We start from the raw sequence: 12,668 nt of genomic DNA on the forward strand, positions 1-12,668 counted from the left end.
GGGTACGCCTCCGCGTCGGAGCGCGCCGAAGGGGCGGTGATGCGCGTATGTTTACGTTGTATCCGCGGTCCGTCGATTTACCCCGCACCGAGGAGGCAGCGCGATGGACGAACCACTGGGCGCCGGACCGGCGCGCCGCGCCAGCGACCGCGGCCGCTACGGCCGGCTGAACCGCGAACGTGTCCTCGCCAGTGCGCTCGAACTGGTTGACGGGGAAGGCCTGAGCGCCCTGAGCATGCGCCGCCTGGGCGGTGAGCTCGGCGTGGAGGCCATGGCGCTGTACCGGTACGCGTCGAGCAAGGACGCCCTTCTGGACGGCCTGGTGGAGGCGCTCTACCTCGAACTGGAGGAACGGCTGGGCGCCCAACCGGGCGACCCCGCCGCGTCCGGGTCGCCCGCATGGCGCAGCGGCCTGCACCGCATCGCGCGGACGACGTACGACGTCTGTCTCGCCCATCCTCGGGCGGTGCCGCTGCTGGCCACCCGTATGCTGGCCGTTCCCCTGGCGCGCCGGCCGGCGGCTGTCCTCAGGGACCACGAGCGCGTGCTCGCCCTGCTGGCGGAGGCCGGGTTCGACGAGGAGGGCGCCTCCGCGGTCTTCCGGGCCTTCACCGCCTGGCTGCTCGGGTACGTGTCCGTGGAGTTGCAGCCCATGGTGGACAACCCCGAGGAGTCCGACCCGGCCTTCCGCCTCGGACTGCACCGCATGCCGCCCCAGGAGCTCCCACGGCTCCGCCAGGCCGCCCCGGCCCTTGCCGAACGCGGCGGGCGCGAGGGCCTGGCCGAGGGTCTGGACGCGCTGCTCGACCATTTCACCGCGCAGGGCCGTACGGCGCGGTGACGCCGGTGGTTCCGGGTTCCGCGTGCTCGGTGCCGCACGAGCGCCGTCTCCCCCGGGGAGGGCGCGACGTCCTCGTGAACGTGCGGTAAGTGGTCACCCGGGTAAGCTGGATGAAGACGCGTCGACTCCTCGGCGAAGAGCTGATACGCGACGGCCGGGGCCGGCCCCGGCCGCCGAGGCTTCTCCTCTCCCAGTCCTGCATCCCCACGGCTTCTCCGCCCTTCCAAGGGCTTCTCCGCCGTTGCCCGGTGCCGTTACCCCGCTCGGTCGGCCGCCCGACACGTGGCCCTCCCAGGAGGTGAGGCGGGTTGGACACACGACAGCGCAGCCACATCGCGTTGACCGTCGTGAGCGCGACCATCGTCCTACTGACCGGGTTCTACTACCTCTATCCCGATCAGCGGATGGTCTTCGTGGCCATCGGCGCGACAGGTGTCGTCGGGATTCTCCTCGGAGTCCGGCTCAACCGTCCGTCGCACCGTGTCCCCTGGCTGATGCTCGCCCTGGGAAACACCGCCTTCGCCGCGGGCGAGGCGGCCCAGATCATTCTTCTCGACAGGCAGGAACAGCCTCCCTTTCCGTCGGTCGCCGACGGGTTCTATCTCGCCGCGTACCCGCTCTATGCGGCCGCCCTGCTGGGATTCGTCCGCTGGCGCACGGGGCAGCGGGACCGGGCGAGCCTCGTGGACGCGCTGACGCTGACCACCGGGCTGGCACTGCTGTCGTGGCTCATCCTCATCGTGCCGTTCGCCCAGACCCCGGGGCTCACCTGGGTGCAGAAGGCGTTCGCCATCGCCTACCCGCTCGGTGACATCCTCGTCCTGGCGATGCTGCTGCGGCTGCTCGCCGGCCGCGGGCGCAGGAGCCGCGCGCTGTTGCTGCTCACCGTGGGAACCGTCGGCCTGCTCACCTCCGACGTGCTCTACGGCCTGGTGCAGCTGCACGACACCTGGCGCCCGGGCAGCGCGATCGAACTCGGCTGGGCGGTCCTCTACGGTTCCTGGGCCGCGGCCGCGCTGGATCCCTCCATGCGGACGCTCACCCAGCCGACGACGGAATGGCATACCGACACCGGCCTGGGCAGGCTCAGCCTGCTCACCTTGGCCTCACTCATCGCGCCGGCCATCCTGCTCACGGACTCGGTGCGTGGCGCCACGGACAACGTCGGTGTCATCGGGGTGTTCTCCGCGGTGCTCTTCGTCCTCGTGCTCTACCGCCTGGCGGGCGTGGCGGCCACCCACCGCCAGGCACTCGGCCGGGAGAAGGTGCTGCGCAGAGCGGTGTCGCAGCTGGGCGGAGCGGGCGACCTGCGGGACGTGGCACGCGTCGTCACCTCCACGGTGACGAAGCTGATGCCCGACAGCCCGCCCCGCTCGGCGCTGCTCACCATGCCGGACGACACGCTCTGGGTGAACGGGGTACACGACGCCGGGTCCGAGGCCGTGCGGGTCGCCACGGCGGTACGGGAACTCACCGAGTCCCGTGACAACCGGCTGGTGGCCCTCGACGCCCTGGGGCCCGATCTCGCCACCCGTCTCGCGAGGCCGGACGACCGGCCGCCGCACACCGGTCCCGTGATGGTGTGCCCGCTCACCTCGCAGAACCACCCCGCGGGCGGTCCGGTGATCGGGGCCCTGATGGTGGCCGGCGACGAACGTCACCTGCTGGTGCTTCGCGACGCACTGGCGACCCTGGCCGCGCAGGCGGCGCTCTCGGTGACCCGGGTCGCCCTCGCCCAGGAGGTCAACCGGCGCAACAGCGAGGCCTACTTCCGCACGTTGGTGCAGAACGCCTCCGACGTCATCCTGATCCTCGACGACGACCGCGTCCGCTATGCCAGCCCGTCCGCCGACCAGGTACTGGGCGTCCCCGACCTGGAGGGCACACAGCTCGTCGATCTGGTGCCGCCCCAGGACAGCCGCGCGGTGGTCGAGACGCTCGCCCGGATCCGCAGCCACGAGTACCAGACCCGCCGCGAGCACTGGCGCATGATCCGCGTCGACCAGACGCCCATCGAGGTCGAGGTGCGGTGGAGCGACCTGCGCGAGGAGGCGACCGTGGGCGGGGTGGTGCTCACCCTGCGGGACGTGACCGAACAGCGCAAGCTGGAACGCGAGCTCACCCACCGGGCCTTCCACGACTCGCTCACCGGCCTGGCCAACCGCGTTCTCTTCCAGGAGCGCGTCAACCACGCCCTGGTGCAGGCCCAGCGCGACGGCACGGTGGTCGGCGTGCTCTTCGTCGACGTGGACGACTTCAAGGTCGTCAACGACATCAACGGCCACAGTGTGGGCGACGAACTGCTGGTCGCCCTGGCGCTGCGGCTGCAGACCACGGTCCGTGCCTCCGACACCGCCGCGCGCATCGGCGGGGACGAGTTCGCCCTGCTGGTGGAGGGCTCCGTCGGGCCCGAGGGCGTGGAACGGTTCACCGAGCACGTGATGAGCGTGTTCGCCGAGCCGTTCCGGCTCAGCTCGGGACCCATGAGCACGTACGCCAGCATCGGCGTCGCCACGACGGAGGACAGCATCGACGCGGTCGAACTGCTCTCCCACGCCGATCTCGCGCTGTACGCGGCGAAGACGGCGGGCAAACGCCAGTGGTGCCGCTACCGCCCGGAGCTGCAACGCGGCATGGCCGAGCGGGCCACGTTGCAGGACGGTCTGGACAACTCCTCCATCGAGACGTCCTTCATGGTGCTCTTCCAGCCGATCGTGGAGCTGTCCAGCGGTCACATCGCCGGGTTCGAGGCGCTCGTGCGCTGGCCGCACTCCACACGCGGCATGGTACTGCCGGAACAGTTCATCACACTGGCGGAGGAGAGCGGCCAGATCGTCCCGCTGGGTGCCTGGGTGCTCGACCAGGCCGCCGCCCAGGCCGTCAGCTGGCGGGAGACCGTCAGCCGAGGAGGGCTGACCGACCGTCACCCACCATATGTGAGCGTCAACGTGTCACCGCGCCAGTTCCGCGACACCGAGTTCTACGACGTGGTCCAGCGCGCCCTGGACCTCTCCGACATCAAGCCTTCGTCTCTCGTACTAGAACTGACCGAGAGTTTGTTGATGTATCACGACGACCGTATTCTGGCGGAGATGAGTGCGCTCACCGAGCTCGGTGTCCGGATCGCCATCGACGACTTCGGAACGGGTTACTCGTCGCTGAGCTATCTGCGTGAGTTCCCGATCTCGATACTCAAGATCGACAAGTCCTTCGTCGACGAACTCGGGCGCTCACCCGAGCAGTACGCCCTGGTCGAGGGCATCACTCATCTCGCGGACACACTCGGTCTCACGGTGATCGCCGAAGGAGTGGAGGACGTGAAGCAGCAGGAGTCGCTGATCTCCATGGGCTGCCGCTTCGGTCAGGGGTACCTGTTCGCCGAACCGGTCAGCGCTGAGGAAGCGGGACAGCTCGTCCTCGCGCCGCCGCTCGTCCGCCTGGCCGGCATGTCCGAGGCGCCCGCGGAGAGGAAGCGGTGACCGTGGCCCGCTCCCGCGATCGGCACACGCCCTGCTGCGCAGGGCGCCGCGTGAGGCAGGAGACCCAAGGTGACGCAACGTGATCTGCCGTCGCGGGAGTCCGCGGCACTGCGCCTCGTGCTGCGCAACGACGAGGAACAGTACGCGATCTGGCCCGCCGGTCGACGGGTTCCGGCCGGATGGCGGCTGATCGGCGGACCAGCGCCCGCCGCCTGGTGCGCGAACCTGGTCGACCGCCGATGGAGCGACATGCGACCCGCGAGCGCGCGCGACGAGCGGCCGCCCGCTGTGGGCCCCGTGCCGGACACCGTCCCCGAGCTGGTACGGGCGCAGGCCCGGCGGGCCCCGTCCGCGCTCGCGGTGCTCTCGGACGACGGCCGCCTGAGCTACGCCGAACTCACCGCCCGCGCCGACCGGTTCGCCGACGAACTGAGGGAGTCGGGCGTGGTCGGGGAGGCCGTCGTCACCGTGTGTCTCGACCGCGTGCCCGAGCTGGTCGTGGCGCTGCTGGCGGTGCTGAACTCCGGCGGGGCGTTCCTCCTCCTCGACCCGGCGACTCCCCGGCAGCGGATGGCCGCGCTGGTCGAGGAGACCGGATCTCGCCTCATCGTCTCCAGCCGCGAGCACACCCCGCTGTTCGGTGAGTGCCGGGCCCGGGTCGTCCAGGTCGGTGAGCCTGCCCCCGGCCCGACACCGCGGGAGACGCGGCGTCCGGAACACGGCCCCCGGCCGGACGACCTGGCCTACGTGGTCTACACCTCCGGATCCACCGGACCGCCCAAGGGTGTGCTGGTCACCCACCGGTCGCTGGCCCACTCCCTCACCACGGTCGCCCGGGCCTACCGCCTGACGCCCGGCGACCGGGTACTCAACGCCGCCGCGCTCGGCTTCGACACCGCGTTGGAACAGATCTTCGCGCCCCTGACCAGCGGCGCAACACTCGTCCTAGCGGGCGCCCGGACCTGGGCGCCCACCGAACTGCTGCACCGCCTCCCCGCGTACGGGATCACCGTCGCCGACCTGACGCCCTCCTACTGGCACCGCGTTGTCCGCGCCGCCGGCGACGGCCGGGACCTCGCCTCGCTCCGGCTCGCCATCGTCGGCGGCGAGATCGTCACCGTGAAGGACTGCCGGGCCATACTGCACCGGATCCCCGGCGTGCGGCTGGTCAACGCGTACGGCCTGACCGAGACCACCATCACCTCCACGCTGTGCGACCTGGACGAGCAGGTGCTCGCCGCGACCGACACGGCCGTCGCCCCGGTCGGCAGACCCCTCGACGGCTGTCTCGTCCATGTACTGGACCGCGACCTACATCCGGTGCCCCCGGGCGAGCGCGGCGAGATCTACATCGGCGGGCGGATGCTGGCGCGCGGCATCCGGCGGAAGGCCGCCCTGACGGCACAGCAGTTCCTGCCGGACCCCTACGGCTTCGCTCCCGGCGACCGCATGTACCGCACCGGGGACCTGGGCCGGCTGCGCCCGGACGGCAACCTGAAGATCCTCGGCCGGATCGACGACCAGATGAAGATCCGCGGATTCCGGGTCGACCCGGCCGAGATCGAGGCGGCGCTCGTCTCCCGCCCGGAGATCGGCCAGGCCATGGTCGTGCCCCGGGAGCACGACAACGGCGAACGGGACCTCGTCGCGTATTACACGCCCGCCGCGCCACCGACCGGCGACGAGGCGGAACTGCTGGCACGGCTGCGGTCGGCGCTCGCCGAGACTCTGCCCGGGTACATGATCCCGGCGGTCCTCCACGCGGTGGAGCGGCTGCCCGTCACGCCCGGTGGGAAGCTCGATCGCAAAGCGGTGCCGCACACCCGGGCCCCGTCGGGGACCGCTCCCGTCGACGACCGTCCGGTGTCGCTGGGGATGGCCCGGTTGTGGGGCCAGATCCTGGACGTGGACCACGTCCGTCCGCACGACGACTTCTTCGAGCTGGGCGGCAACTCGCTCCTGGCCATGGAGATGCTCGCCCGGAGCCGGGTCATGTTCGGTATCGGCGTCTCACAGATCCGCGACCTGACGCGTTCCCTGTTGCGGTATCCGACGCTCGCCGCGTTCGCGGAGTCCGTGCGCCGGGCACGGGACGGCACACTGGCCCACGCGGAAGGGCTGGGCACGGACTTCGCTGCCGAGCACGAGCGGCCGATCCCGGCGGTCGCGGGCGGCGCGCCGGCTCCCGGCCCCGGCCACCCCGGTGACCTCCTGCTCACGGGAGCCACCGGGTTCTGCGGCGCGCACATGATCGACGAGTTGCTGCGCCGCACGACGGGACGGATCCTCTGCCTGGTCAGGGCCTCCGACGAGCAGCACGGCCTGGACCGGATCCGGGCGAGCCACCAGCGCCACGTCCACAGTGCCCTGACCAGCGAACGCGTCCAGGCGGTCGTCGGCGACCTGAGCAAGCCGGGCCTGGGTCTGTCCCCGGGCCGGTTCGAGGAACTGGGAGCGACCGTCGACGCCGTCTACCACTTCGGCGGGCAGGTCAACTTCGTGTACCCGTACCACGAATTGCGCCCGGCCAATGTCGAGGGCACCTACGAGATCATCCGTCTGGCCGCCGGCCGGGGTGTCCCCGTCCACTTCACCTCGAGCATGGCGGTGATCGCCGGGTTCGGGCCGGCCGGGGTGGGCGAGGTGACGGAGAGCACCCCGCTGCGCTACGCCGACTACCTGTCGGTTGGATACGTGGAGACCAAGTGGGTCGCGGAGGCTCTGCTGAAGAAGGCGGCCGACGCGGGCCTGCCGGTCGCCGTCTACCGCCTGATGGACGTCACGGGCGGCAGCGGAACGGGCGTGATGAACGCCGGCAGCGAGATGGCCGCCCTCATCGGCTTCATCGCGCGGACCGGGCTCTGCCCCGACGTGCCGCTCCCGCTGGATTTCCTGCCGGGCGACCAGATGGCCCAGGCCATCGGGCACATCTCCACCCACCTGCCCGCCCGGGGCGAGGTCTACCATCTCACCAATCCCCGTCCCACGCTGCTGCACTCGCTCGCCGAGCGTCTGCGCCACCGAGGACACCCGGTCCGGGAGATCCCCTACGACGAGTGGGTCGCCTCGCTGGTGACGTACGCGGCCGGGCATCCCACCGACCCGCTCACCCCGTTCGTACCGCTCTTCGTCGACCGGTGCCACCGCGCCGACATCACGGTGAGCGAGATGTACTTCCAGGGCGTCTTCCCTGAGTTCGCACGCGACAACGCGCAGCGGGCGCTGAGGAACTCCGGCGTCGACATCCCCCCCGTGGACGCGACAATGTTGGACCGTCACCTCGACTTCCTGGAGCGGGGGGACCTCGCACGGCCCGCGAACGGCCAGGGGCAGGGAGCGCCACGGTGGTGAGCCGGTGCCCCGGCTGGGAGTCGCTGGACCTGCTGCCGGCGGCTCCGGACGGCCCTGTGGCCTTCTCCGCCGACCTCACACCCGCGAGCCTGCTGGCCGCCTACCGAGCCGGTGTCTATCCGTTCCCGGCGTCCGACGAATACGCGCACGCCCTCAACGAGGTGGCCTTCGCCGACCAGGTCGAGGAGGGCCACATCCCGGTCGTGGGGGACGGCACGTCCGCTCCCTACGCCGTCTCCTGGTGGTCGCCCGATCCCAGGCCGGTGGTACCCGTCACGGCCAGGCACCTCAGCCGCAGCCTCGTCCGGCGGTTGCGTAACCGCCTGCCGTGGTCGACCAGCCTGGACCGGCGGTTCGAGGAGGTCGTCCGTGCGTGCCGCGCCGGCCGGACCCCCCTGTGGCTCACCGAAGAACTGATCGCGAGCCTGGTACGGCTGCACGGTCAGGGTCACGCGCACAGCGTCGAGGTGTGGGAGGACGGTGAGCTGGTCGGCGGTGTCTTCGGCGTACGGATCGGGTCCGTGTTCAGCATGGACTCGATGTTCTTCCGCCGCCCCGATGCCTCGAAGGTTGCGGTGGCGGATCTCGCGGCCCGCTTCGAACGGGCCGGCGGGGTGCTGCTCGACGCACAGCGCGACAGCCCGCACGTACGTGCGCTGGGCGGGGTTCTCGTGCCCCGGGAGCAGTACCTGCGGCAGTTGCACGCCACCGCGCAGGACGGGCGCCCGATTCCCTCGGCCACCCTGCCCGCCCGCCGGCTCGCCGAACCGACGGAACGGGCCTGAGACGGGAGCGGTCAGCCGCCCGCGTGCTCCTGGAGAGGCCGGTGAACGGCTGCGTGCCGCCACTGCGGCAGCAGGCCCGTCCTGCGGGCCGTCGCCGCCTCCTCCCGGCTGTGGGCGCCCAGCTTCCGCATCGCCGAGCGGAGGTAGCCCCTGACCGTTCGGGGGGCCACCGGGGCCGGAGCGCTCGTCGGCCGGACGAAGGCGACGCCCGGCGCGGCTTCACCCGTACGGGCCGCAGCGCTGGTGGGAGAGAAACCCCGGTGGTGCCCTGGGGGTGAGCACCCCACCCTCAGGAGGCATCCGCGATGAGCCCACGCACAGTCGCCCGCCCCGTCCGCCTCCTCGCCCACATGGCGGCGGTCGGCGCGCTGCTGCCCATCGCGGCCTGCGCCACCAGTGACGGGGCGGGCGGCGGCTCCGGGGGCACGGATGTCCGGGCCTCGTCCGTGATCAGCGGATCCCCGACGGCCTCGGGCGGGACACTGACTGAGGCGGGGGCGAAGACCGCACTGGTCGACGAGACCGATCTGGAAGGCAACTGGAACGAGGTCGCGGACGCGGCCACCTGGCGTGATTCACTCCTCGTCGGCACGGTGGACGTCGCCGACTTCCTCACCGGCAAGGCCGCCGCCGCCGACTGCCAACGGCTGCTCGGCGCCCTCTACGACGACGACCTGCTGGGCAAGCCCTCGGGGCCGAGCGCGATGACCGGTTTCTCCGACGGCGGCCAGGCCCGGATGTTCTATCAGGTCGCCGCCTACGACCGGCAAAGCCTGGACAAGTCGCTGGACTGGATGAAGTCGCTGCCGGTGAATTGCGACAGTTTCACCGTCACCGACAACGACGGCGGCAACGAGCGGACCGTCGAGGTCATCGAGAACTCTCTGCCCCGCACCGGCGACGCCCGCCAGGGACTGCGCGTGACGCTGAGGGGAGACTCGGACGGCATGCCCGCCACGCTGACGCTGGACGTCGCCGCCGTCCGCGTCGGTGCCAACGCCATCACCCTCACCAACGGCGGGCTCGAGGGTGCGTCGCACGACTCCACCGAGCAGGCGGTCACACTCGGTACCCAACGGCTCAAGGACGTGCTTGCGGGCCGAACGCCCGCCGAGCAACCCCCCGGTCAGCAGGACTGATCGGCCTTCTCGCCGCGCCGGGCGACCGTGTCGCTGCGGCGGCGCGCCACCGCAGTCGAAACGGCCCCGTCCTCAGGACCTCGATTTGCGATCTTCAGTCGTTCATTCTTCGCTGGAGATGTCCGATTCGCAGACCGCCCGATCTCCGTCATCACCGAAGTGTTGGCTCGTGGGTGTGCCGGCTTCAGCACCACTGCGTGGGTGTGCGGCCTCCTGGTCACGAGCGTCCGCCGATGATCCCGGCCGCACCCTGTGGTCGTGCAGGCATGCGGAGGCGCACGATGGAACTGGAACCCACCGCCACGGCACGGCAGTACGCGTCAGACGACGAGGAGCGCTTCCGTCTCCTTCTGAAGAACTCCGCGGACATGGTCTATCGCCGGACGATCGAGGGCGTCTACCTGGAGGTGTCCGCCCCGGGGCAGACACTGCTCGGGCGGCCGACCGAGCAGATCGTGGGGACTTCGGCGGGCTCCTGGGTGCATCCGGGCGACGTGGAGGAGTTCGAGTGGGCCGAGCAGGACCTGTTGCGCGACGGCCGCGTGGTGGTGTGCCTGCGCCTGCACCACGCTGGCAAGCACTGGATCTGGACGGAGACGACGTCCTGGGTGGTGCGGGACGCCGCGGGCGAGCCGCTGGAGGTGCGGGGGTTCATCCGGGAGGCGGAGGGCCAGCGGCGCCGCGCGGAAGCCCTGCGGCTGTTGCAGGAACAGGCGCGCTCGGTCATCGATACCGCACGCGACGCCTTCGTCTCCATCGACGAGAACGGCCTGGTCATCGACTGGAACCAGAGCGCCGAGCGACTGTTCGGGTTCACCCACCACGAGGCGATGGGCCGTCCGCTGACCGAGACGATCATTCCCGAGCGGTACCGCGCCGCGCACCGGGCCGGCCTGCGACGGGTGCTGGCGGGAGAGCAGTCCCACGTGCTGGGCCGGCAGATCGAGTTGACCGCCCTGCACCGCGACGGCCACGAGATCCCGGTCGAACTGGCGGTGTGGCGACTGAAGTCGGCGAAGGCGCGGTGCTTCAACGCCTTCGTCCGGGACGTCAGCGAGCGCAAGCAGACCGAGTCCGCTCTGGCGGAGGCCCGCGACCAGGCGATCGCCGCGGGCCGGGCGAAGTCGCGGTTCGTGGCATCCGTGAGCCACGAGATCCGCACCCCCATGAACGGGGTCATCGGACTGAGCAACCTTCTGCTGGGCACCTCGCTGGACGCGCAGCAGCGCCGCTATGCGGAGGGCATCCAGGCGGCCGGCACGGCACTGCTGTCGCTGATCAACGACATCCTGGACTTCTCCAAGCTGGAGGCGGGCCGACTCGAACTCGACGAGGTCGCCTTCAGCCCGCAGGCGCTGGTGGAGGAGGTCATCGCGCTGGTGGCGCAGACCCCGCAGGCCCATGGCCTGGAACTCCTCGGTGACTGCCATCCGGAACTGCCCGCCCTGGTACTGGGGGACGCCGGCCGGCTGCGGCAGATCCTGCTGAACCTGGCCTCCAACGCCGTGAAGTTCACCGAATCCGGCGAGGTGGTGCTGCGCGCCCGCCCGGCCCCCTCCCGGCCGCCCGCGGAGCATGTGCCGTGGCTGCACTTCGAGGTGGCCGATACCGGCGTCGGCATCGCCGAGGACGATCAGGAGCGGGTGTTCGACGCCTTCTCCCAGGCGGACGCCTCCACCACCCGGCGCTACGGAGGCACCGGTCTGGGGCTGGCCATCTGCCGCAGGCTCGCCGAGGCCATGGGCGGCTCCATCGGGGTCACCAGTCGGTACGGCGAGGGCAGCACGTTCTCCCTCACCGTGCCCGTGCGTGCACCCGGCACCCCCGAGCCGCCGCCGGCCCCGCCGCAACCCGACGTCCTGCGCGGGCAGCGGGTCCTCGTCGTCGACGACAACGAGACCAACCGGCTGATCCTCGACTCCCAGCTGCGCAGATGGCGCATGCGGCCCACCACGATCGCCGGCGGCCCCCAGGCCCTGGTGGTCCTGCACGAGGCGGTGGCCGCCGGCCGTCCCTTCCCGCTGGCCATCCTCGACATGGCCATGCCAGACATGGATGGCCTGGAACTCGCCCGCCGTATCACCACCGACCACAGTCTCGCCCGCACCCGGCTGCTGTTGCTCATGTCCGGCAGCCCGCCGTCCGCCGCCGAACTCCAGGCGGCCGGGATCGCCCGCAGCCTGTCCAAGCCCGTCCAGGGATCCGAACTCATGGACGCACTGGTCGGACTCACCGGCCCGGCAGGGCAGACAGCCACCCCCGCGACAGCGGGGCCCGCCCCGTCCCCGGCCGCTCACCGCGGCCATGTGCTGCTGGTCGAGGACAACGAGGTCAACCAGATGGTCGCCCAGGGCCTGCTCACCCGGCTCGGTTACAGCGCGGACACCGCCGTCGACGGCTCTCAGGCCCTGGGCATGGCCGAGGAGCACAGCTACCAGGCCGTCTTGATGGACTGCCAGATGCCCCGAATGGACGGCTACAGCGCCACCCGGGAACTGCGCCGACGGGAACGGGACGGCGACCGTCACCTGCCGGTGATCGCCATGACCGCCGGCGCCCTCGCCGAAGACCGGGAACAGTGCCTGGCCGCGGGCATGGACGACTACATCGCCAAACCCGTCACCGCCCGGAAGCTGGAGCAAGCCCTCGCCCGCTGGGTCCACCCCGACCGCCCTCAGGCGGACGACGAGGGCCTGCGCGGCTCCGTCGAACAGCGGCTCAACGAGTTACGCGGCGGTGGGACCCCGGCCGAGCAGGCACTGGTGGACCGGCTGGTGGACCACTTCCTCGCCCGCGCCCCCGAGATGGCTCGTGCGCTCTTCCACGCGCTCGACCGCCACGACGCCCGGGGGATCGCGGACCAGGCCCACAGCATCAAAGGCGCAGCAGGCAACATCGGGGCCCACAGCCTCGCCGCCTGCTGCCACGAACTGGAGGCGCACGCCAGGGCCGGAGACCCGGCCTCATCGACCGAGACCGCCCCCCGTCTCCGGGATGAACTCGACCGTACCTGTCGCACCCTCGAAACGCTGCGCTCCCACCTTCCCGGCCGCGAACCCGGATGAGGACCGGT

6 protein-coding genes and 1 pseudogene are annotated in these 12,668 nt (G+C 71.2%); 6 read left to right on the forward strand and 1 reads right to left on the reverse strand.

Annotation, left to right across the window (positions count from 1 at the left end):
• Positions 1-103 precede the first annotated feature (103 nt).
• The 4 genes from AC3ET3_RS20055 to AC3ET3_RS20070 all read left to right on the forward strand — a co-directional run bounded on the left by AC3ET3_RS20055 (position 104) and on the right by AC3ET3_RS20070 (position 8,456).
• Positions 104-841 carry a TetR/AcrR family transcriptional regulator gene (locus tag AC3ET3_RS20055; protein ID WP_432137965.1) on the forward strand — a complete coding sequence of 246 codons (738 nt, stop codon included), beginning with the start codon at positions 104-106 and terminating at the stop codon, positions 839-841.
• 308 nt (positions 842-1,149) lie between these two features.
• Positions 1,150-4,320: an EAL domain-containing protein gene (locus AC3ET3_RS20060; protein ID WP_432137964.1), complete on the forward strand. Its 3,171-nt coding sequence runs from the start codon at positions 1,150-1,152 to the stop codon at positions 4,318-4,320.
• Positions 4,321-4,389: 69 nt separating this feature from the next.
• Positions 4,390-7,671, forward strand: coding sequence for an amino acid adenylation domain-containing protein (locus tag AC3ET3_RS20065; RefSeq protein ID WP_432137963.1), 3,282 nt, complete (start codon positions 4,390-4,392; stop codon positions 7,669-7,671).
• Positions 7,668-8,456, forward strand: a complete 789-nt coding sequence (locus tag AC3ET3_RS20070; RefSeq protein WP_432137962.1) for a leucyl/phenylalanyl-tRNA--protein transferase — start codon at positions 7,668-7,670, stop codon at positions 8,454-8,456. Before AC3ET3_RS20065 ends, AC3ET3_RS20070 begins: the two co-directional genes overlap by 4 nt.
• 11 nt (positions 8,457-8,467) lie before the next feature.
• Here the strand turns inward: AC3ET3_RS20070 and AC3ET3_RS20075 are convergent.
• Positions 8,468-8,626, reverse strand: a pseudogene (locus tag AC3ET3_RS20075) (LuxR C-terminal-related transcriptional regulator); the annotation flags it as partial.
• 135 nt (positions 8,627-8,761) lie between these two features.
• On the opposite strand from AC3ET3_RS20075, the gene AC3ET3_RS20080 reads away from it, so the two are divergent.
• Positions 8,762-9,595 (forward strand): hypothetical protein, encoded by an 834-nt coding sequence (locus AC3ET3_RS20080; RefSeq protein ID WP_432155593.1) that lies wholly within the window; start codon positions 8,762-8,764, stop codon positions 9,593-9,595.
• Positions 9,596-9,876: 281 nt separating this feature from the next.
• Positions 9,877-12,660 carry a response regulator gene (locus tag AC3ET3_RS20085; RefSeq protein WP_435612596.1) on the forward strand — a complete coding sequence of 928 codons (2,784 nt, stop codon included), beginning with the start codon at positions 9,877-9,879 and terminating at the stop codon, positions 12,658-12,660.
• Positions 12,661-12,668: the final 8 nt, after the last annotated feature.

Source organism: Streptomyces sp. bgisy159, from assembly GCF_057707805.1.